Annotated in this window: 22 protein-coding genes and 1 pseudogene; 10 read left to right on the top strand and 13 right to left on the bottom strand. The window is 67.4% G+C overall.

Annotation, left to right across the window (positions count from 1 at the left end):
* The 6 genes from Raf01_RS47085 to Raf01_RS47060 all read right to left on the bottom strand — a co-directional run.
* On the bottom strand, nucleotides 1-3218 hold a 3218-nt coding region (locus Raf01_RS47085), incomplete at its 3' end, for a non-ribosomal peptide synthetase (RefSeq protein WP_203924701.1).
* Between the two features lie 45 nt (nucleotides 3219-3263).
* On the bottom strand, nucleotides 3264-3494 hold the full coding sequence (locus tag Raf01_RS47080; RefSeq protein WP_239134548.1) for an acyl carrier protein: 231 nt from the start codon (nucleotides 3492-3494) through the stop codon (nucleotides 3264-3266).
* A gap of 90 nt (nucleotides 3495-3584) precedes the next feature.
* Complete coding sequence (locus tag Raf01_RS47075) at nucleotides 3585-5315, bottom strand: acyl-CoA dehydrogenase family protein (RefSeq protein ID WP_203924699.1); 1731 nt, start codon at nucleotides 5313-5315, stop codon at nucleotides 3585-3587.
* A complete protein-coding gene (locus Raf01_RS47070) occupies nucleotides 5303-6811 on the bottom strand; it encodes an acyl-CoA dehydrogenase family protein (RefSeq protein ID WP_203924698.1) in 1509 nt (502 codons plus the stop codon). Before Raf01_RS47070 ends, Raf01_RS47075 begins: the two co-directional genes overlap by 13 nt.
* A gap of 230 nt (nucleotides 6812-7041) precedes the next feature.
* Nucleotides 7042-8865: a fatty acyl-AMP ligase gene (locus Raf01_RS47065; protein ID WP_203924697.1), complete on the bottom strand. Its 1824-nt coding sequence runs from the start codon at nucleotides 8863-8865 to the stop codon at nucleotides 7042-7044.
* 35 nt (nucleotides 8866-8900) lie between these two features.
* Nucleotides 8901-9110: an MbtH family protein gene (locus Raf01_RS47060; RefSeq protein WP_203924696.1), complete on the bottom strand. Its 210-nt coding sequence runs from the start codon at nucleotides 9108-9110 to the stop codon at nucleotides 8901-8903.
* 577 nt (nucleotides 9111-9687) lie between these two features.
* Between Raf01_RS47060 and Raf01_RS47055 the strand changes: the two genes are divergently transcribed.
* Complete coding sequence (locus Raf01_RS47055) at nucleotides 9688-10461, top strand: sulfotransferase-like domain-containing protein (RefSeq protein WP_239134547.1); 774 nt, start codon at nucleotides 9688-9690, stop codon at nucleotides 10459-10461.
* Nucleotides 10462-10839: 378 nt separating this feature from the next.
* Nucleotides 10840-11193, top strand: a complete 354-nt coding sequence (locus tag Raf01_RS47050) for a VOC family protein (protein ID WP_203924694.1) — start codon at nucleotides 10840-10842, stop codon at nucleotides 11191-11193.
* Nucleotides 11194-11210: 17 nt separating this feature from the next.
* On the opposite strand, the gene Raf01_RS47045 is transcribed toward Raf01_RS47050, so the two are convergent.
* On the bottom strand, nucleotides 11211-12089 hold the full coding sequence (locus Raf01_RS47045; protein WP_203924705.1) for an RNA polymerase sigma-70 factor: 879 nt from the start codon (nucleotides 12087-12089) through the stop codon (nucleotides 11211-11213).
* A 322-nt stretch (nucleotides 12090-12411) separates the two neighbouring features.
* On the opposite strand from Raf01_RS47045, the gene Raf01_RS47040 reads away from it, so the two are divergent.
* On the top strand, nucleotides 12412-13947 hold the full coding sequence (locus tag Raf01_RS47040; RefSeq protein ID WP_239134546.1) for an MFS transporter: 1536 nt from the start codon (nucleotides 12412-12414) through the stop codon (nucleotides 13945-13947).
* 58 nt (nucleotides 13948-14005) lie between these two features.
* On the opposite strand, the gene Raf01_RS47035 is transcribed toward Raf01_RS47040, so the two are convergent.
* Nucleotides 14006-14857, bottom strand: coding sequence for a CPBP family intramembrane glutamic endopeptidase (locus Raf01_RS47035; protein WP_203924692.1), 852 nt, complete (start codon nucleotides 14855-14857; stop codon nucleotides 14006-14008).
* Between the two features lie 145 nt (nucleotides 14858-15002).
* Here Raf01_RS47035 and Raf01_RS50355 point away from each other — a divergent pair, with 145 nt between their 5' ends.
* The 3 genes from Raf01_RS50355 (at nucleotide 15003) to Raf01_RS47020 (ending at nucleotide 17996) form a co-directional block, all read left to right on the top strand.
* On the top strand, nucleotides 15003-16013 hold the full coding sequence (locus tag Raf01_RS50355) for an alpha/beta fold hydrolase (RefSeq protein WP_239134545.1): 1011 nt from the start codon (nucleotides 15003-15005) through the stop codon (nucleotides 16011-16013).
* A gap of 190 nt (nucleotides 16014-16203) precedes the next feature.
* Complete coding sequence (locus tag Raf01_RS47025; RefSeq protein WP_203924691.1) at nucleotides 16204-17004, top strand: hypothetical protein; 801 nt, start codon at nucleotides 16204-16206, stop codon at nucleotides 17002-17004.
* The gene (locus tag Raf01_RS47020; protein WP_239134544.1) at nucleotides 17001-17996 is read left to right on the top strand and encodes an LLM class flavin-dependent oxidoreductase; all 996 of its coding nucleotides are present in this window, start codon (nucleotides 17001-17003) and stop codon (nucleotides 17994-17996) included. The genes Raf01_RS47025 and Raf01_RS47020 overlap by 4 nt, the downstream gene beginning before the upstream one ends.
* A gap of 36 nt (nucleotides 17997-18032) precedes the next feature.
* Here the strand turns inward: Raf01_RS47020 and Raf01_RS47015 are convergent, their stop codons facing one another.
* On the bottom strand, nucleotides 18033-18737 hold the full coding sequence (locus tag Raf01_RS47015; RefSeq protein ID WP_203924690.1) for a response regulator: 705 nt from the start codon (nucleotides 18735-18737) through the stop codon (nucleotides 18033-18035).
* Entirely contained in the window at nucleotides 18725-19882 is a 1158-nt protein-coding gene (locus Raf01_RS47010) for a sensor histidine kinase (protein ID WP_203924689.1), read from the bottom strand. The genes Raf01_RS47015 and Raf01_RS47010 overlap by 13 nt, the downstream gene beginning before the upstream one ends.
* A 195-nt stretch (nucleotides 19883-20077) precedes the next feature.
* Between Raf01_RS47010 and Raf01_RS47005 the strand changes: the two genes are divergently transcribed.
* The 3 genes from Raf01_RS47005 (at nucleotide 20078) to Raf01_RS46995 (ending at nucleotide 23551) form a co-directional block, all read left to right on the top strand.
* On the top strand, nucleotides 20078-20770 hold the full coding sequence (locus Raf01_RS47005; RefSeq protein WP_203924688.1) for a hypothetical protein: 693 nt from the start codon (nucleotides 20078-20080) through the stop codon (nucleotides 20768-20770).
* Between the two features lie 163 nt (nucleotides 20771-20933).
* Nucleotides 20934-22715 carry an aminotransferase class V-fold PLP-dependent enzyme gene (locus tag Raf01_RS47000; protein WP_203924687.1) on the top strand — a complete coding sequence of 594 codons (1782 nt, stop codon included), beginning with the start codon at nucleotides 20934-20936 and terminating at the stop codon, nucleotides 22713-22715.
* Nucleotides 22712-23551 carry a methyltransferase domain-containing protein gene (locus Raf01_RS46995; protein ID WP_203924686.1) on the top strand — a complete coding sequence of 280 codons (840 nt, stop codon included), beginning with the start codon at nucleotides 22712-22714 and terminating at the stop codon, nucleotides 23549-23551. Before Raf01_RS47000 ends, Raf01_RS46995 begins: the two co-directional genes overlap by 4 nt.
* Before the next feature lie 27 nt (nucleotides 23552-23578).
* On the opposite strand, the gene Raf01_RS46990 is transcribed toward Raf01_RS46995, so the two are convergent.
* Together Raf01_RS46990 and Raf01_RS46985 are read right to left on the bottom strand one after the other, a co-directional pair.
* Nucleotides 23579-23980: a RidA family protein gene (locus tag Raf01_RS46990; protein WP_203924685.1), complete on the bottom strand. Its 402-nt coding sequence runs from the start codon at nucleotides 23978-23980 to the stop codon at nucleotides 23579-23581.
* A gap of 36 nt (nucleotides 23981-24016) precedes the next feature.
* Complete coding sequence (locus tag Raf01_RS46985; RefSeq protein ID WP_239134543.1) at nucleotides 24017-25396, bottom strand: MFS transporter; 1380 nt, start codon at nucleotides 25394-25396, stop codon at nucleotides 24017-24019.
* Between the two features lie 85 nt (nucleotides 25397-25481).
* Here Raf01_RS46985 and Raf01_RS46980 point away from each other — a divergent pair, with 85 nt between their 5' ends.
* Nucleotides 25482-26399 (top strand): LysR substrate-binding domain-containing protein, encoded by a 918-nt coding sequence (locus tag Raf01_RS46980; RefSeq protein WP_203924684.1) that lies wholly within the window; start codon nucleotides 25482-25484, stop codon nucleotides 26397-26399.
* Between the two features lie 93 nt (nucleotides 26400-26492).
* Here the strand turns inward: Raf01_RS46980 and Raf01_RS46975 are convergent.
* Nucleotides 26493-26732 (bottom strand): annotated as a pseudogene (locus Raf01_RS46975) (glycogen debranching N-terminal domain-containing protein); the annotation flags it as partial.

The raw sequence follows: 26732 nt of genomic DNA, 5'->3' as shown, positions 1-26732 counted from the left end.
CGCGCCAACCACCACATGATCGGCGTCAGCGCAACCTCACCGACCCCCGAAGCGCCCCCTTCGACCGCGACCGTTTCAGCCTTGCGACCGACCAGCTCCGCCAAACCGGCCGCCGTCTTAGCCTCAAAGACCTGCCCGAGGGAGAACACGAGACCCGCCTTGCGGGCCCGGCTGACGAGCTGGATCGAGACGATGCTGTCTCCGCCCAGCGCGAAGAAGTCATCGTCGATCCCGACCCGGTCCAAGCCCAGTACCTCGGCGAACAGCCCGCACAGAACCTCTTCCTCGGCGGTACGCGGGCCACGCGACCCCGACACCACGGAGAAATCAGGTGCCGGCAACGCACGCCGATCCAACTTCCCGTTACCCGTCAACGGCAACGAGTCCAAACCCACCACGACCACCGGCACCATGTAGTCCGGCAAGCGTTCCGCCAGCCGGTCGCGTAACACGCCACCATCGACCGCTGCCCCGTCCACGCCGACCACGTAACCGACGAGCCGTTTCTCCCCGGGTCGGTCCTCACGCAGCACCACAACCGCCTGCGACACCACGGGATCCTCGGTCAGAGCCGCCTCGACCTCGCCGAGCTCGATCCGGAAACCCCGCAACTTCACCTGATCATCCGAACGCCCAACAAAGACCAGATCGCCGTCGCTGGTCCAGCGAACCAGATCCCCGGTCCGATACATCCGCTCGCCCACCCCACCGAACGGATCCGCGACGAACCGGCCCGCCGACAACCCCGGCCGGTTCAGATAACCCCGGGCCAGCCCGGCACCCGCCACATACAGCTCACCCACGACACCCCAGGGAACCGGCCGCAACCCCGAATCCAGAACATAAACACGCGTGTTCAGAAGCGGACGACCGATCGGTACCGGGCCGGCCGGCACATCGTCTCCGGGTTCGATTCGGTACTCGACGCAGTTGACCGTTGCCTCGGTCGGCCCATAAGCGTTCAACACCGTCGCCGCGGGATGCCTGGTTCGCCACGCCCTCAGCGCCTCGCCCGTCAGCGCCTCACCTCCCAGGACCAGCTCCACATCGGGTGACGGCTCGTCCGGCAGGGTGTCCAATATCGAGAGATGGCTGGGCGTTGCTTTCACGAACGTGTACGAGTACCGGCCTCTACGGTTGACCGACTCGTCGGGCTTCGGCTCCGTCAGCAGCAAGGTGCCGCCCACCAACAACGGCGTGTACAACGCGGTTACCGTCAGATCAAATGAGATCGGCGAGTGCACCAGAGAGACTCTCCGGGCGCCGCGATATGAGCTTGTCGTCCAACTGAGGTAATTGGCGACCGAGCGGTGTTCAACCATGACGCCTTTGGGGGTTCCGGTGGACCCGGAGGTGTAGATGACGTAAGCGGGGTTGGCCGCGGTCAACGGGTGAAGCCGGTCGGCGTCGGTCAGGTCAGCAGGTGGCAGGCCGGCCACCACGGCCGCTGTCTCCGCGGCGTCCACGACAACCCGCGGCACCTCCACGTCACCAGGCAGCACGTCATCAGGCAGCACGTCGCAAGTCCCGCGGGTCGCGACAACCGCCACCGGTGCCGCGTCGGCGAGCATGAACCCGATCCGCTCCGCCGGATAATCCGGATCGATCGGCAGGTACGCCCCACCCGCCTTCAACACCGCCAGCAGCGCCACCACCATCTCCACCGAACGCGGCAACGCCAACGCCACCAACCGTTCCGGACCCAGCCCGAACCCGACGAGGTGACGCGCCAACCTATTCGCTCGAGCGTTCAACTCCGCGTAGGAGACCCCGACACCGTCGCACACCACCGCGATCGCGTCCGGGGTCCGAGCCACCTGCGCCTCAAACAACTCCGGCACTGTGACCTGCGGCACCACACGCTCGGTGCCGTTCCACTCCACCAACACCCGGCGCCGCTCGTCGGCGGACAGCACATCGATGCCGCCGACCGCCACACCCGGATCCGCCACCACGTGACCCAATACTCCGGTCAGCCGCCGGAAATGGGCCGAGAGCGCGGTGCGGTCATACCCAGTCGGATTGAGATGCAGATCCATGGTCAGGCCGCCGTCCGTCAAATTCCCGTAGAACTTGACGGACATGTCTTCCACGGGCCCCATCGACAGATTCGTGACCACAGTGCGGAAACCACCGAAGCGCACATCGTGGTCGATCGGGAGAATGTTTACCGACAGGCCGAACAGTCTTCCCTCTGAGCCGCCTCTCTTGATGTCGCGTCGCAGGTCCTCATACGCATACCTCTGGTGTCGCGATACTTCTCGGATCTCCTGCGATGCTTGATACGCCAGGTCGGAAAAGCGCATCTGTGGGCTCACGCTCAACCTCAGCGGCATGACATTCGCGAGCATGGCCGGGATCCGGGACGACGCCGAAGTGAGACGACCGGTCATCGGCAATCCGAGGACGACGTCCCGAGACTCGGTAAGCCTGTGCGCATAAGCGGCGGCGGCCGCTACCAGCACACTTGACCAGCCGGTTCGCATCTCACGCGCCACACCGCGCAGTGCCCTGGAAACATCGGTGGAGAAGACTCCTGTTCGACGCAGAACGTTCGGGGACGTCGACAAGGGGCGCTGCGCGAGACTCGTACAGTCCGGCGCGTCGAGTAGCCGATCGGACCAGAACTTCTGGTCCCTCTCATACTGATCGGACGCTCGATAGGCGACGTCTTCCTCGACAACACTGCGCAGTGAACCAAAAGGACTGTCGCCAACGTCGGCACAGTTCGTCAAGGCCGAATAGATCTCGGAGACGCGCCGGGTAAACAGGAAGAGGCCATATCCATCGACAGCGACATGATGCACGCGTTGATACCAGACGAACAGCTCCGGCCCCACCTTGAAAAGGGCTCCCCCAAAGAGCGGATCGGCACAAGGGTCGATAGCCCGTCCGAGGTCAGACTCGATCCATGCGTCGGCACATGCTCGCGGATCCGGTTCGTTACTGACGTCCATGACGGCGATAGAGTCGTCGATGAGGGGTGAGATGATCTGCCGCAGTCCGAGTTCGTCGTCAACAAAGCGGGCCCGAAATGCCTCGGCCTCCGCGAGCGCCTGCCCGAAGGCCGCCCGAAACAGCCCGGCATCAATCGGACCATGTATCTCCGCCGCTTGGCCGATGTTGTAGATCGGGCTCGATTGATTCAACTTTTGGCCCAGCCACACTTCGCGTTGGCCAGCCGAAAGGGGAAGGACTAACGATCCGCTATCGACCATGCGAGACTCACCACAATCAGACGTCGAAGAGCCCTTGCTCTTATCCTAGGAAACGGGTCTGCTCTCGTTGATCAGCTCTAAGAGGGCATTGCCGAATCCAGCGATAGTCGGGTAGTCCCACATCAACGTGGGTTCGACCGACACGCCCCAGTGATCTTCAATGTCGGCGCAGAGGGCGAGGACATAGACCGAGTCCAAGCCGTATTCGGAGAGCGGTACATCCCTGTCAATCTCCATGGGCGGTCGCTCGACATGGCGAGCCACAAGGCCGGTCAACCAGAGTTGGATAGACTCTGGCGACAGTTCGTCCGTGTTGATGTCTGCACCCCTTCCTGTGCGGGTTGCTGTGCGCAAGCCCATAATCGGTTAGCCGAACACCCGCCGAGCGGCCAGGTCAAATGTGCGTCTTCCTTCGAAGCGATCCATCATTTCAGCGAACAGGTAATCGTCCGCTTGAGTCGGTACCGTGACGGCGCTTGTTTTCAGCCGGTCAGCCAATCGCCCCAACGCCGCGATGAGCCAGGACCGGCTGCTGATGATCTCGTCCGAGCGGTTCTGATTGTGTCGCCACACTCCGATACAGCAGCTGGCCGCGAGGAGGATCGCGTACCGCGATGCCAGATCGTAGGTATCCGAACTCGCATCGGGCGTCACTTCTGCGGGCGAAAGCTGCGCCACTTTGTTGCCGAGGTCCTGGAACTCGGTTGCGAAGAGTGCCCTGAGCTGACCGACCTCTCGATCTGGAGCGTCGAAGTCAGACTCACCGTCAAGCCCAAATCCCAGCGAGGCACCGAGCTGGTCCCGGCCGAGGTTGCTGATCTTGAGTCGGTCGAACCGCAGGGAAGGGAGCTCATGATCAAGCGCGAAGAGTGCCGGCGACACCGGGTCCTCCATTGCCCAGGACTTCCGAGCCAACGCGGGCAGTTGCGGGAGGATCGTCAGCTGACAAGCGGCACCGGACGCATGGCCAAAGCCCGCCGGCCGCACATCGCGCAGCAACTTCTGAAATATCGCACTGTCGCCCTCGCGAAGGTAGAACTCGGAGCCGAGAACTTCCGACAGCCGATCCATAGCATCGATCACTATTTTGGGGATCAGATACTTCGCGGCCGAGGCATAGACGCTCAGCTGGGCCGGAATCAGATGCGCCGCCCTGGCGATGACCGTTCCGACACAGTCGGATATCAGCAGGTCGAGAAACGCGCCGACCAAAATAGACCGGACGTAGGGGAAGTCGATGGCGGTGCCGCCATACAGCTTCCGACCCGTCACATGTGCGATCGTCGTGCGGAGCCCCGTGTCGAGGATGCCCACTGTCATCGCGGGTAGGACGGTACGAGTGATCTGGAATGAGGTCAGCGCTGTTTCGAGCCCCTGACCGGCGAATCCCACAACGCTGTCCGTGGGTACCGTGCAATCCTGGAACTCGATGCCCCCGAGATGCACACCACGCATCCCCGCACTGCGGAACCTCGGCAAATAGCGGACACTGTCGGGAGACAGCGATGCCCTGTCGACAAGAATCTGCGAGTGGCTACGACCGCCTGCTTTGGCGTCGGTTCGGGCGAAGATGACAAGTGCCGCCGCCCGTTCCACGTTGGCGATGACTTCCTTTTTTCCGCTCAGCGACAAGCCTGATCCGGTCGACCGAGCCTCGAACTCGTTCCGTGCTATGTCGTTGCCGTGCGCCAGTTCGTGGTAGGCGCAAGCGAGCATTCGATTACGCAGCAGGACATCGGCGACCATACGGCACTGCTCGAGATCGCCGCTGGCCCAGACGTTGACGGCCCCGATCAAGGAACTCGAACCGTAGCCCAGCCCGAGGCAGGGATCACGCCGATACACGGATCTCATGACGTCGACCAAGTGTTCCAACCGGGTCAGCCGACCGCCGTGTTCCGCCGGCACAAATTCCGCGCCCAGGCCATATTCATCCAGGGTCTGCTCGCCGGCGCGGAGCATCTCGGCCCGCTCGTCCGCCGCCAGAATCGCCGTGTAGCCGATGGGATTCTCACGGTCATGGGGATCGCCAAACCGCCGTTCGAGATCGGCCAGGCGGTCATCGAGCCCTCGGTCCGTTCCCATCACGAGAAACACGCTTCGCTACGAGACGGAGCAGCGGTTGTCCCGGGGCGATCGGGGAGGCGTGTCATCGCATCAGCCAGGGCGTCGTAGACGCCGGCGCCCCCATCAGCGACACTCACAGCCCCCAGTCTCGTGAGAGTCCACGTCAGGCATGCCTGCAGCCAGAGCATGCTGTCACGCACGTGTGAGATGTTGGCTACCGCAGACTCACTTCGCAGCCATAGGTGCAGGCATGAAGCCGCGGCGAAGCAGACCTCGTAACGCTCGGCAAGTTCAAAGGCTTCCGCCGGCACCCTCTGTGGCAAGCGTCGGTGCGCGGTCATCTCTCGATGTAGGTCTGTGACAATCTCCTCGAGCTCGTCAACCATATGCACCACATGCTGGGGGATCCGGCCAGCGCCGGCTGCGAGGTCGCGCACCTCCTCCGCGGCTCGCGGCAGGCTCTGAATGAGGCTGCAGCCCGTCTTCGACAGCAGGGCAAGTTGCTTCGGGTCGAGGTCTGGAGACGGATGCTCCAGGCTCGCCGTGTCGCTCAGTCCCTGTTCATCGACCTGTCCGCGGTGGTACGCCCGGGACAGGTTGGCAAACTGATCGATCAGCGCATTTCTGTTCACCACTGTGCTGCCGTCGAATATGCCGACGACCCGGTGATCCCGGTCGAGCTTGGCGAACGCCCCAGCCGCGTACACGTCGGTGAGAAATCCCCGGGCACCCAACAACTCGCCGAGCTTGCCGATCATCTCCTGTGCGACGGTCGGCACGAACGCCTTACTCACTGCGGAGACGACACTCAACTCTTCGGTCAGGTTCTGGATGCTCCGTCCGGCGACCACGCTCACCGCGTCTATCACGAGCGACGCGGCACATACCTCGCCGAAGATCCGGCGGACGCGGGGAAACTCGACCAGCTGCCGGCCGTAGAGCTGACGCTCCTGGACGAAGTCGCCGACGATCCTCAGGGCGTGGTCGGTCGCCCCCAGCGACAGTGCCGTGCACGCCGTTCGGGTCAGTTGAAGTGCCTTGAGCACGATCTCGATACCCTCGCCGGCTCCACCCACCAGGGCCGTTTCTGGAAGGTCGACGTCGTCGAAACCTATGCCGCTGATGTCGGCGCCGCGGATACCATGCGTGCGCACTTTCGGACAGTAACGGTAGCGGTCAGCCGGAAGGCTGTGTTTGTCGACGAGAAACAAGCTGAACCCGCGCGGGCCGCCGGCGGCCTTGGTACGTGCGAGAACGCAAATGATGTCGCCGCGGGTTGCGTTGTTTATCAGCCACTTCTCGCCGTTGAGACGCCACCCAGTGCCGGTCCGAACTGCCGTTACCTCACTCGCCAGTAGATCCGCACCGTGATTTCGCTCGGTAAGTCCCCAGGACACCACGGAGTCTTTTCCTATCGCAGCCGCCAGCCACCTCGCCTGATCGATGTCACCAGCGACCCATACGGACGCCCCGCCCAAGAACGTTTTTCCGTGGGCAATGGCGACGGTGAGGTCGTAGCTAGCCACCGTCCGCAGTAGCCGCATTACCTCGACGTAGTCGGAGAGCGATCCACCATATTGGGCTGGAACATAATATTTACTCAGCCGAAAACCGTCGAGAATGGCGCACGCAGAGCTCGGAAATTCTTCCAGCTCGTCAGCCGCTGCAAGCGCTCGCGACGAGAACGGCCCTCCTCGGCCTGCCGAGGAGGCCAATTCAACAGCAAGGTCGGATACCGACGAATGACGGGCTGAGATCACCTTCCGGGCTTCTCTCTTGCCTCGGCGTGCTCAGACCGCATTGGTGTGGTTTCGCCGGAGGAGTATGGATCCTTGAGGGTGTAACGACGAGCTAGCCGATCGGCCAGAAACGACTGGCGCATGGCCGAGCGCTGTACCTTTCCGCTGGTAGTGCGAAGAACACCGCCCGGCCGCAGCAGGACGACGCATGCGGCGTGCAGTCCGAATTCTTGGGCGACTGTCTGTCGCAAGTCCATCGCGACCGTACGTAGTTGGTGCTCGTCGAAACGTCCTCGGATTTCATGAGTGACGACAAGTTCGTCATCGACCGACCGCCCGGTGCTGGATGGAACTGTGAAGACGGCACCGGTTCCGCCGCTCAGCTGAGGGTGTTTGGCTCGGAGCTCACCTTCGATATCCTGAGGATAGATGTTTCGCCCACGAATGATCAGGACCTCTTTGATGCGTCCGGTGACATAGAGTTCCTGGTCGTAAATCGCTCCGAGATCACCGGTACGGAGATAGCCGGTGTCACCACCGACTACGCTCGCACCGAATACAGAGTCCGTGTCCTGTTCGGGTCGCCAGTAACCCACCGCGATGCTCTCGCCGCGGAGCCAGATTTCTCCGACCATCCCATCCGGCAACTTCTCATGACTTTTCGGATCAACAATCTGGATCTGGACGTCCATCGGCGGACCGCAACTGACGAGTGCTCGCTGAGGCCGCGTGGGATCAGTTGGCTCGAAGTGCCCGTCCTCGAGCCGCTCGGTGTCTACCTGGCGCAACACCGGAGGACGTCCTCCGGCTCCCGAAGCAAACAATGTGGCCTCTGCGAGGCCGAAGCACGGGGCAAAGGTCCTTGCCCGGAACCCAGCGGGAGCAAAGTGCTCAGTGAAGGCTGTCAACGTTGATGCTTGAATCGGCTCCGACCCGTTGACCGCTACCTCCCACCTGGAGAGATCGAGCTCGGCGACCTTCTCGGCGGGGATCCGGCGACGACAGAGCTCGTACGCGAAGTTTGGCCCCGCGGACACGGTGACGTTGTGCTTGTCTATCATCTGCAGCCACGTGTGGGGTCGCTTCAGGAAGGCTGCTGGACTCATCAGTGAGCAGGAGCTCTTCAGGAGGGCGGGGGCGAGTAGTTGCCCTATCAGCCCCATGTCGTGAAAGTAGGGAATCCATCCGCCGATACGCGTGGACTGCGTCAGTCCAAATGCGCGACGCATGCTTTCGACGTTGTGCAGCAGATTGCGGTGCGTGACCATCACACCCTTGGGTTCGCCTGTCGACCCGGAGGTGTACTGGAGGAGGGCGAGCGTGTCCCGGTTCACGCGAGGCATCGCCCACGAGTCCGGCTCACCCAGCGTTGCGGAGTCTGTCTCCACGCAATCGAGCCGGGTAGGCAGCTCGGAGCTCGCCCATTCAGTGATTGCCGGCAAGTCCTCGCTGTCTGAGAGAACCGCCGAAATCGCTGCGTTCAGAGCGATGCTGGTCACGCGGCGCCGTTGATAGGTGTTTCGCCCGGGAGGCGGCGCCGGCACCGCGATCATTCCAGAATAAAGGCAGGCGAAGAATGCTATGACGAATCTGGAGATGTCAGAGTACAGCAAGAGCATTCGATCGCCGGGCGCATAGGAAGCCTGCAACTTCGATGCGATGCGGCGGGCTTCTCGGTCCAACTCATCGTAGGACACGGTGACCCCACCGGGTTCACGGTCGATATCCCGGACCATCGTGAACGCAGTATGGCCATGCATCACGCGCGCATTCTCGTGCATCAAGGTGACAACGTCCGATGCCTCCCGCAGATCAGAGTTTTTCGACATCGTTGTTGTCACCGCCTTGCACCCCTGACCAGTCTCACGTTCAGAACTCAGGACCTGTCCATCGCTTCGGCGAGGCTAGCTGGACGCATGTCGAGCCAGTGCTCTTCGATGAAATTGATGCACTCCTCGCGGCTTTTCTCCCCACACACAGACTTCCAACCCGCCGGCACATCGATGAACGCAGGCCACAATGAGTATTGTTTTTCGTCATTGATGAGTACGAGATAGGTACCGTCTGGGTTCTCGAACGGGTTCACTGATTCATCTCCTCAAGGCGTCCCAGCAGCGTCAGTGCGCAATCAGACTCACCACCGATGTTGCTCGGGACCGATGGCAAACCTTCGTCTGCGCGCTTGTCAAGAATCGCGGTTCTACTCGTCCTTCTTTCGGGCTGGGCGCATGGTCACCTCTTGGGATCGTGCAAAAGTGGTGGATTGTCGCCACGGTACTGACGTCTTCCGGCCGCCGAATCCACCACTGGTTGGACGTCTGTTGTGCGACTGCGGCGGTAGGTGGGTAAACCCATGTGGTACAAGACGACCTTGTCCTCGACGAGTGATTGGTGAGATCTTCTAGCGTTTGGACCAATCCCCTGGTCAATGCCGTGACGGAAGTCACACGCATAAATGTTCGTTACGCAGCGCAGTGTCGCTGTCGTGGCGAGCCGGTGGCGACACTGCATTTCGTAGATACAATGTCCCACCAGTGCCGCGGTCTACGCAGGAGTAGTGTCCCCGTAACTACGGGTCGCAGCTTGTGCGGCATGAACCGACCTCTGCGGTAGATGCGGATACTGACGAGTCCCTCGTACCGGCAATATGGAGTCAGCCAACTATGTATGGTCGTCCGGCGAGACGTAACATCGCGCTCTGGGCCGTCCCTCGGTCGGTGTCAACCGCGTTCGAGAAGACGTTTTCACGACGGGGGGATACACACATAGTCCACGAGCCGTTCACTGACTGTTATTACTTCAGTCGAGAGCGCCGCTGCGCGAGGTACGGCGATCAGCCCCATAAGCATGGCTACGATGGATTCGCAGCAATGTCCGCGATCAGCGGGATTGACGCGGAGATAGTCTTCCTCAAGGATCTTTCTTTCCAAGCCGAGGCATATGTGTCTCGGGAGTTTCTGGCCAACACGCTCAATACTTTCATCATCCGCAGCCCATCGGCTGTACTCTCATCACTGGCACCCCTCAAGCCCGACTTCACCGAAGACGAGTTCGGCTTCCTTTCCACGGCACGCATGTGGCAGCGCGTGATCAAGGAGCTTGGCCATCCGCCGATCGTGGTGGAAGGCGACTGGTTTCGGCAAAATCCGGAAGGTGTCCTGCGGCTGTATTGTGAACGCGCCGGACTTGAGTTCAATCCACAGATGCTGTCATGGCCGGACGGACGCCTACGCGAATGGGCACCGGACGAACAGCAGTCGCAGGCGAAGTGGCATTCCACGCTCGAACACAGCAACAGCATACTTCCGCCCATGCGCCGGGAGCCCATGTCAGTCGATCCGTCGAGAGCGGCGATGCTGATAAGAGCGACCGAGGTGTATGACGAGTTGGTGGTCCATGCGTTGAAACCCGACCTGGACCTGTCGAAAAGGTCGTGAGGCGGCTGCGATCCCGGAGCGGAACGCGATGGACCTGTCCGTCGGCGTGCTCGAACCTGTGCCAGTGGCCTTGCTCTGACACAGTGGGCCGGTGATCTCTGAGCAGTTTGCTCGGCCGCGAGGTCTGCTCGGCCGCCTGGTGGGTCGCACGATGGCACGGAGCAATGCCGTGTTGACCCGCCGCGTCGTGGCCGCGCTGACCGGCTAGCGTCGGGCGCGGCTTCGACACCCGCATACTGCCGTACCTGACCGAGGCGGGCTTCGCCGATCTGACCGCCGCCTGGGAGCCCGGCGGCAACGGCGACGAACTGCTCGTGGTGGGCTGCCGGCCGCCGCGTTGACCCGGTGACAGGCTTTCCCTTCACATAGCATTCGGGGATGGCAGTCAGTCGCGTCGTACCGGATCTGCAGTCAACCGACCTGCGTGCGGCTACCGAGTTCTACACGCGGGTGCTCGGCATGCAGATCGTGATGGACCACGGATGGATCGTCACCCTCGCCGATCCCGATCGGCCGGAGGTGCAGCTGAGCCTGATGACGCACGACCTGTCTGCGGACGTGGTTCCCGTCGCCTCGGTCCAGGTCGACGACGTCGACGCGGCTTACCGGGCCGCACGCGCCGCCGGAGCGGAGATCGTGCATGAGTTGACCGACGAGCCCTGGGGCGTTCGCCGGTTCTTCGTCCGCGACCCGGCTGGACACGTGATGAACATCCTCTCGCACGCCCGCTGACGCCGTCGGGTCGGGCCTCACCGGCTCACGGCCGTTTCCCGATCCACCCGCGACAGCTTCTCGGGATTGCGCACATGGTAGAGGCCGGCGATGCGACCGTTCTCGACCTGTACCGCGAGCACACCGTCGACCTGTCCGTCGACGCGCACGAGCAACCCGGGGCCGCCATTGACCTGTACCGGCTCGACCGACCTTTCGACGCCGCGCTGATACCAGCGGGCGGCCAGCAACCGAGCCACCTTGCCGCGCCCCACGATCGGCCGCAGCAGGGCATGGGCGACGCCGCCGCCGTCGGCCAGGGCGACGACATCCGGCGCGAGGATGTCGAGCAGGCTCTGCAGGTCGCCGGTTTCGACCGCTCGCTGGAAGGCTTGGAGCGCGGCGCGAGTCTGCGCCGGGGAGACGCTGCCGCGGGGGCGGCGCGCGGCGACGTGTGCCCGCGCCCGGTAGGCGATCTGGCGGACCGCGGCGGCGCTCTTGTCGACGGCTTCGGCGATCTCGCCGTACTCCAGGTCGAAAACCTCGCGCAGCACGAACACCGCCCGCTCGATCGGCGCGAGTGTCTCCAACACCAGCAGCATCGCCATCGAGACGCTGTCGGCCAACTCGACGTCCTCGGCCACGTCGGGCGCGGTCAGCAGCGGCTCGGGCAACCAGGGCCCGACGTAGGACTCCCTGCGCCGACCGAGTGCGCGCAGCCGGTCCAGCGCCTGCCGGGTGACGATCCGCACCAGGTAGGCACGCTGCTCCCGTACGGTGTCGAGATCGACGCCCACCCACCGCAGCCAGGTCTCCTGCAGGACGTCTTCGGCGTCGGTGGCTGAACCGAGCATCTCGTAGGCGACGGTGAACAGCAGGTTGCGGTGGGCGACGAACGCCTCGGTGGCGGAGTCCATCCGGTGTCCCCGAGGCAGCAGTCCGGCTGTGCCCGTCGTTCGTCGGCTGCGCTCACCCATGACCGGCTCCTGATTGTTCGCGGTTCGCTTTAGCGACATGTAGTTGACGCCGGTCCCCACCGCTCTGTGACGCCCGTGACCGGTGCCGTGCGTCACACAACCGCGCTGTTACGGGGATCGGAGCGCCAGCGTCTCGTGTCCGTCAGGACGCCGCGCTCACGATCCGGCGGCGGGCAATGCGCTCAATGAAAAAGCAACGCGCCAATGAAAAGCAACGCACTCAGTGAAAAGGGTAATGCGCTCAATGGAAAAGGAGACAATCGTGTCAGCACACACCGCGGCCCCCGGGGCCGGACCGGGCACCGGAGCGCCCGGGGCGACGGCCGCAGATCCGAGACGCTGGCTGATCCTCGCCGTCGTCGCCGCCGCCCAACTGATGGTCGTCCTCGACCTGACCGTCATGAACCTCGCACTGCCCTCGGCGCAGCACGCCTTGAAATTCACGACCACCGACCGGCAGTGGGTGGTGACCGCGTACGCGCTGTCGTTCGGAAGCCTGCTGCTGTTCTCCGGGCGGCTGGCCGACCTGATCGGCCGTAAGACGACCTTCCTTACCGGGCTCGTCGGATTCGCGGCCGCCTCCGCCGTCGGTGGCGCCTCCGACAGCTTCTCGATGCTGGTGACAGCGCGCGCCAGCCAGGGGCTCTTCGGTGCCCTCCTGGCCCCGTCCGCCCTGTCGCTGCTGGCCACGACCTTCAAAGACCCGAAGGAGCGGGCCAAGGCGTTCGGCGTCTACGGCGCGGTCGCGGCCGCCGGCGGGGGCCTGGGGCTGCTGCTCGGTGGCGCGCTGACTACCTACCTGTCCTGGCGGTGGTGCATGTACATCAACCTGGTCTTCGCCGCGATCGCGATCGTCGGAGGCGTACTGCTGGTGGGCAGGCAGCAAAGGACGCCGGGTGGGCGACTGGACGTCCCGGGCGTGGTGGCGGTATCGGGCGGGATGTTCTGCCTGGTCTACGGCTTGTCCAACGCCGCGTCGCACACCTGGCGTACGCCCTCGGCGTGGGGCTTCCTGACGGCCGGGGTCGCGCTGCTGATCGTTTTCGCCGTCTGGCAGTCGCGCGCCGCGCAGCCGCTGCTGCCACCCCGCGTCGTGCTCGACCGCAACCGCGCCGGCGCCTACCTCACCGTCCTGATCAGTGGGGCCGCCACATTCGGAGTCTTCCTGTTCCTCGTCTACTACATGCAGGTGACCCTGGGATACTCCGCGATCACCTCGGGCCTGGCCATGCTGCCCATGGTCGCGCTCAGCGGCACCATGGCCACCGTGGGCAACACCAAGCTGATGCCGCGGGTCGGCCCCAAGCCGATGGTCATCGCCGGCATGCTCCTCAACGCGGCGGCCATGGTCTGGCTGACGAGGATCGACGCGCACTCGGGTTACGCGTCGGCGCTACTCGGCCCGCTCATGGTCACCGGCGCCGGCATGGGGCTCATCTTCGGCATGGTGGCCGCCACCGGTACCTTCGGCGTGGCGCCGCACGACGCGGGGGTGGCCTCGGCGAGCATCAACACCGGGCAGCAACTCGGCGGCTCGATCGGCACCGCGCTGCTCAACACGATCGCGGCCAGCGCCACCACCGGCTACCTGGCCGACCACCTGCACGGACGGCCGACACCGCAACTGCTCCAGCTCGCGGCGGTGCACAGCTACACCACGGTGTTCTGGTGGTGCGCCGGCATCTTCGCAACCGGCGCCGTCGTCTGCGGCGCGTTGCTGCGCCGCGGCCCGCTGACCCGGCCCGTCGACATCCCCGTCCGGCAGCCCTCGCAGCACGCCGTCGCAGTTCGTTCGTGACCCGTCGCCGGACATCCGAAGGTCCCGGCGCCGCACCGGCGCCGGGAACTACGGAACCTCATCTCTCCCTGCCGGCTCGCAGGAACGGCCAGACCGCGACGGCGGCCAGCACGAGCACCACCAGCAGCTGGATGCCGTCCGGGCTGAAGCCGTGCGGTTCCAGCAGTAGTGCGGTGGTGAGCGGGGCGAGTACCAGGTTGTTTCCCGCGTGCGCCAGGCTGGCCGGCCAGATGCTCCCGCTGCCAGCCCGCAGCCAGGCCAGGATGATCTCCTGGCAGACGATCCACGCCGTCCACACGATCAGGCCCAGGGCCAGATGCCGGTACTCGACGTAGCCGAGAAACGCGAGCGGGAAGTGCCAGACCGCCGCGATCAGACCGGCTACCAGCGCGGCGCGGCGCGGACGGCCGGGGCAGACGCGTAGCAGCAGATAGCCGGTCCAGCCGAACTCCTCGCCCCAGTACACCACGGTGGCGATCAGGGCGAGCAGGCAGAGCAGCACCGGTGCCGCCCAGACGGGTACGCCCGGAACGGGGTCCGCGATCGCGTGGTGGGAAGGCTTCCATCGTCCGGTCGCGGCGGCGAGGCCAACCACCGCGGCCGCGACGCCGAGTGGGCCCAGCCACGCCAGCAGGTAGTACCGCCGGGCGGTGCGCAGCCGTAGGCGTGAGCCGGCGTCCGCGAAACCCTCGCGGGTCACCCAGCGCCGGACCACCAGCGCCGCGATCGCTGGTGCGAACCCGACCGGCGCCTGCACCAGCGGGTTCACCAGCGACCAACCGAGCACCAGGCGCGCCAGCGCCTCCCAGCCCCAGGCAGTACCGAACGCGATCAGCAGGAAGGTGGTCAGTCCTCGTTTCCTCAGGCGGGTTTCGAGGCTCGTCGCCTGCGCATCGATCATGATGGTCATTGGGATGACGGTAGAAGCGCACCGGGCGCCCGCGCAGTGTCGCGGTCTCCCGGAAACACGGTGGTGCCAGCTACACCCCGAGACACACTCATGCTCCGAGTTGCTTTACCGCGCCCGCTGGACGTGTCAACTTGGGAGGGTGAGGGTGTCGATCAGATACTGCACCACGCCCGGTGGCCGGGTGGCGTACTCGACCGCGGGCACGGGGCCGGCCTTGTTGTGCGATTCGGGCTGGATCACTCATCTTCGTGGGCAGCTGAACCTGTTCGCCTTCGGCGCTTTCCTGGAGGGCCTGGCCGAGCGGTTCACGGTGATCCGCTACGACAGGGCCGGGTGTGGCCTGTCGGACCGCGACTGCGTCGACCTCTCGTTCGACCAACAGGTGGCCACGGCACTGGCGGTGGCCGACGCGGTCGGTGCGCGCCGGTTCCGCCTGTTCGGTGCCTCGCAGGGAGGTCAGGTCGCCGCCGCGATCGCGGCGAGGTACCCGGAGCGGGTCGAGGCACTCGTGACCTACGGCATGTGCGCCAACGGCCGGGATCTGGCGCCGGCCGAGGTCCGGCAGTCCGTCGTGGCACTGGTACGGGCGCATTGGGGCATGGGGTTGAAAGCGCTGACGGGGGCGTTCGTCACCGATCCGACGGCCGAGGAAGAGGCGGCGTTCGCCCGATTCCAGCGAGCGAGTTCGTCGGCCGAGGCCGCCGCGCGGATGCTTGAGGTGTACTACGACACCGACATCAGCGCACTGCTGCCAGACATCCGGACTCCGACCGTGGTTCTGCACCGGGAAGGCGACAGAGGCACCGGATTCGAGCTGGGGCGTGAGGTCGCCACCCGCATCTCCGGCGCCACGTTGATCCCGCTGTCAGGCTCCAGCCACCTCTTCTACCACGGCGACTGGGCGGCGGTCCTCGATGCGATCCTCGGCTTCCTGAGCCAGCCCGCACGTCGGGTACAACGTCTGACCGACCGCGAGTTCGAGGTGGCCGAACTGGTCACCGAGGGGCTCACCAACCAGGCCATCGCCAGGCGCCTGTCTGTCACGCCGCGAACGGTCGACACGCACGTGGAGAACATTCGGCGCAAGCTGGAGGTGCGCTCGCGTGCCCAGATCGCGGCCTGGGTGGCGGCGCACCCGCTGCGCCAGCACGGCTGACGGCTCGGTAGTTCACCGGATGCCCGCTTTGCGGCCGGTCTGGCTCGGCGCGTCTGACGCCGCGCCACGACCCAGACCGGCCTCCCGCCGGCGGCGTCGGAGGCCGGGGCTGCGTGGAGCCGCGTCCGTAGTTCACTCGATGGCCAGCCCCGGCGGGATGGTCCTAGCGTCGGCTCATGCCACACCTCCGTTGCCGGTACCCGCTGTGATGGCCGGCCAGCAGTCGCCACGCGCGGCGGCACCCACCCTGACTGTCCCGTCCCGTTTCCGTGGCCCGGCCGGCAGCGCCAACGGCGGCTACGTGTGCGGACGCATCGCCGAGTACCTGGACGGTCCGGTGACGGTCACGTTGCGGCGACCGCCGCCGCTGGATACGCCGATGACCGTCGAGTCCGACGGCGGGGATGGGCTGCGCCTCCGTCACGGAAGCACGCTGGTCGCGGAAGCCGCGCAGGCACACAACAGCCCGACGCTTCGGGTACCCGACACCGCCTCGATGGCGGAAGCCCGTGCGGCCGAAGGCCGGGCAGCCTACTTCCAGGATCCGCTGTACCCGGACTGCTTCGTCTGTGGCACCGGGCGTCAGCCGGGCGACGGCCTGCGCGTGTTTGCCGGACCCGTGCCCGGCCGCGGGTTGTGGGCGGCGCCGTGGACACCGGATGCCTCGTTGGCGAACGGGAGCCGGCGCCTACGGCCGGAGATCGTCTGGGCGGTTCTCGACTGTCCCAGCGGAATCGCCGCCGCCGAGGCCGTCGACCTCAGCGAGAACACGGCCATCCTGCTCGGCCGGATGACTGTCCTCCTCGCCGAGGTGCCGGCGGTCGGCGAGCGGTACCGGGTCATCGCCTGGCCCATCGCCCACGACGACCGCAAGCTGACCGCCGGGTCGGCGCTCCTGGGGCCCGGCGACGGGGTGCTGGCGGTGGCGGAGACGGTGTGGCTCACCGTGCCGCGCCCAGCCGCCGGCGTGGCCGCGAAAGGGACGCGATGACGTCGCGGCGCGGCGTGGCGCTCACACCGATGGAGACCCGGCGCGAGGTCATCGTGGCCGCCGCCGTGCTGGCCGAGGAATTGGGGTACGAGAGTTTCGCGGTACCCGAGGGATGGGGTCTGGACTCCACCCCGATCGTCACCGAGATCGCCTTACGTACGACCAGAATCCAGCTCACCTCGGCGATCCTCTCGGTGTGGGGCCGCACCCCGGCGACCCTCGCGATGACCGCCGTCGCCCTGCAGCAAGTCTGCGCGGGACGGTACGTGCTCGGCCTCGGTGCCAGCACCAGGGCGCTGGCCGAGGGATTTCACGACACGCCGTTCGCGCGCCCGGCCGGTAAGCTGCGCGAGGTCGTGGCACAGGTCCGTGCCCTGTTGACCGGCCAGCCGGCCCAACTGCGCCACGTCCCCGGCGCGCGCCCGTTGCGGCTGGGCCAGTTGCCCGCGCCCGAGGTTCCCATCTGGATCGCGGCGCTGGGCCCTCGCACGACCCGGGTGGCCGCCGAACTCGGTGACGGCTGGATCCCCGCGCTGGTAGCGCGGGACCGCCTCGCATCCTGGGCGAGCGAGCTTGTCCGGCTACGCGAGACCATGGATCCAGGACGGAAAGCCCTCACCGTGGCGGCGGGACCGATCGCCGTCGTCGACGAGGATCCCGGAGCGGCACGAGACGTCGCTGCCGCGTGTACCGCCTGGTATCTGAGCGCCATGGGTGGCGTCTACGCCCGGTCCGTGGCCGAGCAGGGCTACGCCGCAGAGGTCAGCGCGATCGTTGCCGCGAACCCACGCCCGAGTCCGCGACGCGCGACCGTGCCGCCGGCCGCCGAGCCGGTACTCGACCAGCTGGCCGTGTACGGGACCGGTGCCCAGGTCAGCGACCAACTCAAGCGCTGGGATCAGGCGGCCGACATCGTCACGATCCTGCTGCCACCGGGCATCCCGTGGCCCAGCATCGAAGCCACCCTGCTGGCGGCGGCGCCACTTCGCTGAGCCAACTGCCTCCCGGCAGGTGGCTTCGGGCAACGCTCATCGCTCTGGGGTGTTGTCGCCTCCCGCGTCGTGCACGAGCAGTGCGAGCTGGACCCGGTTGTCCAGACCGAGCTTGGTCAGCAGGCGGGAAACGTGAGCCTTGACCGTCGGTACGCTCATGCCGAGCTCGGCACCTATCTGGGCATTCGACAGCCCACGGGCGACGGCGGACGCCACCTCCCGTTCCCGGCCCGTCGCGCGGTCGAGCAGAGCCACGGCCGTCGAACGGCGCTCGTGGCTGACCGGATCGGCCACCTGCTCGATGAGGCGTCGGGTCACCGCCGGGCTGAGGATCGGCTCCCCGGAAGCGACCCGACGGACAGCGTCGACCAGTTCCCGGGGCGGAGCGTCCTTGAGCAGGTAGCCGCTGGCCCCGGCGCGCAGGGCCCGCAGCACGTAGGCATCGGCGTGGAAGGTCGTCAACATGACGACGTACGGCGCCCCTGGCCGTGAGCACAACCGTTCGGCCGCCGCCAGTCCGTCGACGCGGGGCATCCGGACATCGAGCAGAACGACGTGCGGATGATGGGCGGCGACCATCCCGGGGACGTCGGCGCCGTCCGCGCCCTCGGCGACGACGTCAAGGTCCGGCACGTTGGCGAACAGCAGCCGCAGGCCGCTGCGTACGAGCGGGTCGTCGTCGACGACCGCGACCCGGACCGGCGGCCGGGCCGCCACACCCTCGCCGGTCACATCAACCATGGCAGTCGCACCTCCAGCCGAAACCGGCCGGCGGCCGTCCCGCGTACCAGCCGCCCGCCGGCAAGCTCGACCCGCTCGGCGAGCCCCACCAGTCCGAGTCCGCTTCCCGGCACGGATCGCGTCGCGGCGCCGACGGATGCGGGGTTGCTCACCTCTATCCGCAGCCCCTCCCCCGGTGCGCCGTCCATCACCAGCCTGACCGGGCTCCCCGGTGCGTGCTTGCGCACGTTGGTCAGCGCCTCCTGCACCACCCGGTAGGCGATCCGACCGGTGGCACCCGGCGGCGACGGTACCTGGGCGTCGGCGAGCCCGTCGTCGAAGCGGACTACGTTGCCGCAGCGCCGGGCGTCCCGCACGAGCTCCCCGACCGCCTCCAACCCCGGCTGTGGCGGCTCGGGCTCGTCCCCGGTGTCGTGCCGCAGGACGCCGATGACGGCCCGCAACTCCTCCAGCGCCTCGTGCGCGCCCGCCCGGATGACGCCGGCCGCCTCGTGGACGTCCGCGCCCACGTCCGGGTGCAGTTCCATGGCACCGGCGTGCAGGCTGATCATCGACAGCCGGTGCGCCAGCACGTCGTGCATCTCGCGGGCGATCCGGTCGCGCTCGTCGCGCCTTGCCTGGGCGACCCGGGTCGTCTGCTCCGCCTCGGCCCGGGCGGCGCGCTCGCCGAGGTGGCGGATCAGCGCCTGGCGTTCCCGGGCGTACAGCCCCCAGCCCACCGCCGCCGTCACCAACACGCCCCGGACAACGACATCCGTCCACAGTGGCAGGCGCGGTTCCCGCTGCAGCAACAGATACAGCGGGACGGTGGCGAGGTACCCGGCCGCGAATCCGGCCGCGACCGCGAACCGGCGGCGCAGCGCCAGACCGAAGACAGCACCCAGGATCGCCCCGTTGGCCATGACCGAGATGGCGCCGAGCGGCACAACCAACACCGAGAGGGCCATCGGCCACCGTCGCCGCACCAGCAGAGCGAAGCAGGCGGCCACACCTGTCGCGACGTCGACCTGCCACGGCACCCGGCCCGGCACCGGCCCGGTCGCGTCGCCCACGGATACCAGCACCGCGCCGGCTGCCAGCGCCGCCGCCACCGCGACGGCGTCCCGGAGACCGTCACCCCGCCCTCGCCGCAGACTGCCGCTCACTCAGCAAGGTTAGGCCCTGTCCCGTCGGTTCTGTCGAGCCGAGGCGGAGTCCAGGCGTCGGTCCGTCGTTCGGCCCTGAACCAGGTCCGCCGCCCCGGGCGGCGACCGTGGTCAGCCCCACCCCCTACCAAAGTCGGGGATGCGGTTGACCGATCGCCGACGACCGCGCCGCCCCACGGCGGGCATCCTGACCGCATGACACCCACCGAGATCCCGGCCCGGCACGTCGTCCTGTCCCGGCGCGCCGCGATGATCACCGCGGCCACACTCCTTCTCGGGGCCACGACGGCGTGGGCCGCTGGCGGATGGCCGCCTGCCGGGCACTCCGAGCCGGCCTTCCGCGACGTGCTGAAAACCGTACAACTGGCCATGTCGGTACTCGTGCCGTTCATCGGCGTTCTCGCGGTGACCGAGCTGCACCGGCCGGGCACGTCCGCAGACCGGCGACTCGCGCCACGCCTGCTTCCCGTCCTCGGCCTCACGGTCGGTGTCGCGCTGGCCGGCACGCTGCTGGCCGCGACGGCGACGGCGTGGGCCGGTGGCGGATGGCCGCCTGCCGGGCAGACGGCGACGCTCGTCACGGGAGCCGTGCTGGTCCAACTGATCGCCCAGCTGACCGGAACCGCCTCGGGGATGCTGCTCCGTCGCCCCGTCCTCGCCATGGCCTCGACAGTCGTGGTGCCCATGGGCACGACCGCGCTGCTCGGCACGATCGACCGCCACGACGGCCTGGTGCGGTGGCTCACCCCGTACGGGAACGCTCAGGCCCTGCTCGCGGCAAAGCCCATACCGAGCACCTTCGCCGGGCTCTGCGTGGTCGCGCTCCTGTGGTGCGTCGTGCCGAACGTACTCGGAAGGTGGCACATCAACCGCAACGCGCCGCTCTGACGGAGAGTCGGCTCGCCTCCGCCGCCTTGACCGCGGCATCCGGTGCCGCTGTCCTGGGATGGCGATGGCCGAGACGCCGCGCACAACTTAGGTATCCGGCCGCCCCAAACTGAGTACCCGGCACGCATGCGCCGGCCGGCTCACCGCGGCGACGATTCCGGCCATGACCAGGTACCCGCCCGATGAACTCGCGGCCCGCATCCGCGCCGCGGTGATCGGCGACGGCGACGTGCTCGACGGCCCGTACGGGCCGCGCCGGATCACGTACGCCGACTACACCGCCTCCGGCCGCGCGCTGACATTCGTGGAGGACCACATCCGCCGGACCGTGCTGCCGACGTACGCCAACACGCACACCGAGAGCTCGGCCACCGGCCGCCGTACGGCGGAGCTGCGCGAAGCGGCACGGTCCACCATCCACCGCGCGGTCGGCGGCTCACCCGACCACCTGGTGATCTTCTGCGGCTCCGGCTCGACCGCCGCCGTCGACAAGCTGGCCCGGCTGCTCGTACCGGGCCGGGCCGCCACCCGGCCGGTCGTGCTGGTCGGCCCGTACGAGCACCACTCCAACGAACTGCAGTGGCGGGAGTCGGTCGCCGAGGTTGTCGCGATCGGCGCGGACGACAACGGCCGCATCGACCGGGCCGACCTGCGGACGCGGCTGGCCGAGTCGGCGGGGCGCACCCGCGTGATCGGCGCGTTCTCGGCCGCGTCCAACGTGACCGGGATCCTGTCCGACACCGCCGGGATCTCCGCGGTCCTGCACGAGTACGGCGCGCTCGCGGTGTGGGACTACACCGCCGCGGCGCCGTCGACGCGCATCGCCATGGCCGACGGGATGGACGCGGTCGTGTTCTCGCCGCACAAGTTCGTCGGCGGTCCACAGACGCCGGGTGTTCTGGTGGTGCGCCGGGAGCTGATCGACAGCGTCGTACCGAGCACGCCCGGCGGCGGCACCATCGCGTTCGTGGACCCCTCCGGTGCCCTGTACGCCGACGACCCGGTGGCCCGCGAGGAGGGTGGCACTCCGGCCATCGTCGAGTCGATCCGCGCCGGCGCCGTCGTCGCCCTCCAGCAGGCTGTCGGCGCCGAGTACATCCGAGACCGCGGCGAGTACTGGTGGCGCAGGGCCCGGCAGCGCTGGAGCGCCAACCCGCACCTGGAGATCCTCGGCAACCTCGACGCCCCACGGATGCCGATCGTGTCGTTCCGGATCCACCGGGACGGCCGGGTGCTGCACCACAACTTCGTGGTCGCGCTGCTGAACGACCTGTTCGGCATCCAGGCGCGCGGCGGGTGCTCGTGTGCCGGCCCGTACGGGCACCGGCTGCTGCGCATCACGCCCCGCCGCTCGGCCGCTCTGCGGGCCCAGGCTGCGCAGGGCTACCTGGGCGTGAAACCGGGCTGGACCCGGGTCAACTTCAGCTACTTCATCAGCGACACCGTCGGCGAGTACCTCATCGACGCGGTCGACCTCGTCGCCAGGTACGCCCATCGGTTGCTCATCGACTACCGTTTCGACCCGCGCAGCGGGCACTGGCGGCATCGTACGCAGCCGGCATCGCCCGCCCGCGACGTCGTCGCCGCGATGCTCGACCCCGACCCGCCCCCGCGCACTCTCCCGGAGAGCGCGTTGGCGTCTCACCTGGAGGATGCCCTCGCGCTGCTGCTGGCTCGACCGGACGGTATCGCGGACGGGCCGACGCTGCTGCCGGACGCGTTCGAGGAGCTGCGCGACTTCCACCTACCGCCGTCGTGTGTCGCCGACGTTTCCGACCAGTCTGGCTCGGCGCGTCTCACGCCGCGCCGCGACCCAGACCAGTCGTCCGACAAGTCTGGCGCGGGTCCCACGCCGCGCCGCGACCCAGACCAGTCGTCCGACAAGTCTGGCGCGGGTCCCACGCCGCGCCGCGATTCGGACCAGCCGGCGGGGAGGCTGCCGTGACCAGTGGGTACGTGATGGGGCGGAGTGCCGACGAGTACGAGCGGCTGCGGGTGCAGGCCCGAGTGTGGCAGCCGGCCACCGAGGCGCTGCTGGATCGCGCCGGCCTGGCTCCCGGCGCGTGCTGCCTGGATGTCGGCTGTGGACCGGGCGAGACGATGCGGCTCATGGCCGAGCGCGTCGGCCCGGCCGGCCGCGTCGTCGGCCTGGACACCGACGCCGACCTCGGTCGAGCCGCGCTCGGCACGCTGCGAGCGGCCGGGTACGACCAGTGCGCGTACGTCGAGGGGGATGTCGAGAGTACGGACGCGGTACCGGATCGCCGGTTCGACCTCGTGTTCGGTCGCCTGATCCTGCTGCACCTCGCCGACCCGGTGACCGCGCTACGCCGGATGTGGCGGTGGACGGCACCCGGAGGGCACCTGATCGTCCAGGACTACGACATGTCCATTGTGGACACCGATGTGTCGCTGCCGGTGCTCGATGAGTGGAAGCGGGTCTTTCTCGGTACCTACGCGGCGGTGGGCCGGCCGGTCCGCCTCGGCGTGAGACTTCCCGGCCTTCTCGCCGAGGCCGGGATCGGCCTGCCGGACAGCACCGACGTCGCCGGGCGGCTGGAGCCGCTGGCCACCGCGGGCTGGATGCTCACCGCGACGTACCGCAGCATCGCGCCGACCGCGATCGGGCTCGGCCTGCTCAGCGAGCGGGAGCGCGACGCGTGGTTGGCAGGCATGGCTTCCGCGATGCGCGACCACGGTGACGCGAGCCTGCTGTGGCCGCTGCTGATCGGCGTACACGTGCGACGCCCGCCCTACGAGCGTCGCTCAGATCGGCGATAGCGAACCCCTACGACGGCGCACCGTTCATCACTCGACGACCGCCGCGACCGCCTCGATCTCGATGAGCAGCTCCGGCCGGAACAGTCCGGCTACCCGGACAAGCGAGCTTGCCGGTGGGACCGTGAGGTTGACGAACTCGTCACGCACGGCCCTCACCGCGTCCAGCTCAGAGGTGTCGACAACGTAGAAAGTCAGCTTGAAGACGTCGTCCCACGTCGCGCCTCCAGCGGCGAGAGCCAGACCGACGTTCCGCATCGCCTGACGGGTCTGGGCTTCCCAGTCCGTGGCGAGCGGCAACGTACCGTCCGCGGCGATGGCTACCTGGCCGGACGTCCAGACCAGCCGGCTGCCCGGGCTGATGCGTGCCACGTGGCTGTATCCGGTCGGCTGCGGGAGTCCCGGCGGCGTGATGAGCTCGAATTGCGCCATGACGAGCACCTTACCGGTGGTGACACCTGGTCTTCGCTACGGTCGCGTCGTCCGCAGCCGAGCGGCGATGAGCGCCGCGAGCAGGTAGCTGGCCGCGACAACGGTCATAGCGAGCCGCAAGTCAGGCACGCCCGTCGACGTGTGAAGGACGCTGCCGAGCAGAGCGACCCCCAGTACACCGCCGGTTTGTCGCGCGGCGTTGAGTACGGCGGCGCTCAGCCCGCCGTAGCTCGGCGGAGCCGAGCCGAGCGCCACCGAGGTCATGGCGGGCATCGCCAGCCCGATGACACCGAACACCGCGCCGCACGTGGCGATCAGCCAGATCGGTGTCGTCGCACCGACCGTGGCGAAGAGGCTCGCGCCAGCGACACCTCCGCCGAGCCCGACAATCATCGGCAGGCGCGGGCCGGTGCGCGCGCTGAGGCGCCCGGAGAGTAGGGCGCAGCACGCGATGACGACGGTGAGCGGCAGGATCAGGAGACCGGTGTTCCGCGTCGAGTGGTGCAGTGTGTCCTCCAGGTAAATGGAGAGACAGAACAGCGTGCCGTAGAGCCCGAAGTTGAACAGAGCCCCGATTCCGGTGGCTGCCGAGAATCGTCTTGCCGTGAATATACCCAGTGGGAGCATCGGTTCGTGGCGGGTGCGTTCGGTTCTCACGAAGGCTATCGCGCAGGCGATACCGGACAGACCCAGAGCGATCGGTTGCCAGTCGGCCCAGCCATGCGTCGAGGTCTCGGTCAGCGCGGCGCTCAGGGCTGCCAGCGCCGCCACCGCCAGAAGTTGGCCGGGTAGGTCAGTTCGCCGGGCCGCTCGCCGCGGGGTCTCGTCGACCGTGACGACGACCAGGAGAGCCGAAGCCGCGGCGACGGGTACCCCGATCAAGAAGATCGTGCGCCAGCCCAGGGAGCCGACCAGGAAACCACCGAGGATCGGGCCGCTGGCCAAGCCCGCGCCGGAGATGCCTCCCCATGCCCCCAGGGCCCGGTCACGGGCCGGCCCGTCGGGAAAGCGATGGGCGATCAACGCGAGCGAGCACGGAACCAGGGCGGCGGCGCCACCACCCTGGAGGGCGCGGGCCGCGATCAGGACGGACGTCGTCGGTGAGGCGGCGCAGACCGCACTGGCGGCGCCGAAGAGCGCCAGGCCGCCCAGAAAGCACCGTCGTGCACCCCAGCGGTCGCCCAACGAACCCGCGGTGAGCATGCATGCCGCGAACGTCAGGGTGTAGGCGTTGAGAGTCCACTGTTCGACGGACAGCGAGCCGCCAATGGACGCGGAGATCGCGGGGAGAGCGACGTTGACGATCGTGGCGTCCAACAACACGAGGAAAAATCCGAGGCAGACTCCCAGCAGCGCCCACCCGCCGCTGTCCCGCCGGGTCGGGGAGCTGGTGGAGTACGACAAGGCACGCGTCACCGTCCGAGCATTGCCCCGTCCGGTTCGCGGCACAATGCGGAATGCTGTCTGCTAGCCTCTGTCTGGGACGAAGGCTGGTGAGGGTATGCCGACACGAGCGGAACGCGCGACCCGTTTTGACCTCATCGACTTGGAGCTGTTCTCCCGGATCGTCGAGGCCGGAAGCATCACTCATGGCGCTCGTCGCGCCCACCTGGCCCTACCCTCCGCCAGCGCCCGGATCCGGCTGATGGAAAAGGCTGTCGGTACTTCTCTGCTCCGGCGCGGTCGGCGCGGAGTGACGGCTACCCGAGCCGGAGAGCTGCTTTTGCGACACGCGCGCACGGTCTTGCACCAGATCGACGAGTTGCGGGGCGACCTGGCTCAGTATGCTGAGGGGCTCGTAGCGACGATACGGCTGCTGGCGAATACGTCAGCCACGGCGACCTCTCTGCCCGGCGACCTGATCCCGTTCCTCGCAGCGCATCCCGACATCGACATCGACCTGGAGGAACGGCCCAGCCATCAGATCGTGCGGGCCGTGGCCGAAGGGGGCGCCGACATCGGCATAGTCGCCAGCACCGTCGATCCCGGGCGTCTTGAATGTCTACCGTTGCGCGACGACCCGCTCGTCCTCGCCATCCCTGTCGGACACGCCCTGCGGCGCCGCAAGCGGATAGCCTTCGCCGAGTGCCTGGATCGGCCCTTCGTCGGCCTCGCCGAGGGCAGTGCGCTGTACGAGCACCTCGAAGGTCACGCCCTCCCCCTCGGTCAACGCCCCACGTACCGCATCCGCGTGCCGACCGTCGAAGCCGTCTGCCAGACCGTAGCCGCCGGTGTCGGGGTGAGCGTGTTGCCGGAAGCCGCGGTGAGGCGCTGGCGCGACACGTATCCCATGGCGACTGTCGCGCTCACGGACCCCTGGGCGGCCCGTCGCCTGGTCCTGTGCGTAAATCCGGTGACGGCATCGCCCACCCCGGTACGCCTGCTCGTCGAGCATCTCGCAACGCGACGCGATGTGTGACAGCCAGGCCGACGGTCGGGGCCAGAACGACCGTCGCGGCCAGAACGACTTTCGCGGCCAGGGCGACGCCGGCCCGGGGCGATGACCCTGGCCTCAGCCGAGGCGTCCGCGTCCGACGGCGTCGGCGTGGCCCCACCGGCCGGGGATCCGGAGCAGTTCGAGGCGGCCGAGCTTGCTGGGCACCGCTGGCCTGGTGACCAGGTGCTCCCCACGCGGTTCGAGGCCGAGCATGGTTCGCAGCAGCAGCAGAGGCGTGCCTGTCGACCACGCTTGTGGGCTGCACGCCGTCGGGTACTGCACGGGGTACCGGGTGAGGTCGCGGTCGTAGCCGGC

It is taken from the genome of Rugosimonospora africana (assembly GCF_016862975.1).
Taxonomy (GTDB): Bacteria; Actinomycetota; Actinomycetes; order Mycobacteriales; family Micromonosporaceae; genus Rugosimonospora; species Rugosimonospora africana.
Note: the sequence above shows the minus strand (reverse complement) of the source record. Positions and strands in the feature narration are given on the sequence as shown.

Bases quoted from the DNA above. Each gene is read 5' to 3' on its own strand.
- Raf01_RS47045 (WP_203924705.1), bottom strand. From the start codon at position 12,089: ATGGACTCCGCCACCGAGGCGTTCGTCGCCCACCGCAACCTGCTGTTC.
- Raf01_RS47035 (WP_203924692.1), bottom strand. From the start codon at position 14,857: ATGACCATCATGATCGATGCGCAGGCGACGAGCCTCGAAACCCGCCTG.
- Raf01_RS47020 (WP_239134544.1), top strand. From the start codon at position 17,001: ATGACGTCGCGGCGCGGCGTGGCGCTCACACCGATGGAGACCCGGCGC.
- Raf01_RS47005 (WP_203924688.1), top strand. From the start codon at position 20,078: ATGACACCCACCGAGATCCCGGCCCGGCACGTCGTCCTGTCCCGGCGC.
- Raf01_RS47015 (WP_203924690.1), bottom strand. From the start codon at position 18,737: ATGGTTGATGTGACCGGCGAGGGTGTGGCGGCCCGGCCGCCGGTCCGG.
- Raf01_RS47000 (WP_203924687.1), top strand. From the start codon at position 20,934: ATGACCAGGTACCCGCCCGATGAACTCGCGGCCCGCATCCGCGCCGCG.
- Raf01_RS46980 (WP_203924684.1), top strand. From the start codon at position 25,482: ATGCCGACACGAGCGGAACGCGCGACCCGTTTTGACCTCATCGACTTG.
- Raf01_RS47050 (WP_203924694.1), top strand. From the start codon at position 10,840: ATGGCAGTCAGTCGCGTCGTACCGGATCTGCAGTCAACCGACCTGCGT.
- Raf01_RS46990 (WP_203924685.1), bottom strand. From the start codon at position 23,980: ATGGCGCAATTCGAGCTCATCACGCCGCCGGGACTCCCGCAGCCGACC.
- Raf01_RS47055 (WP_239134547.1), top strand. From the start codon at position 9,688: ATGTATGGTCGTCCGGCGAGACGTAACATCGCGCTCTGGGCCGTCCCT.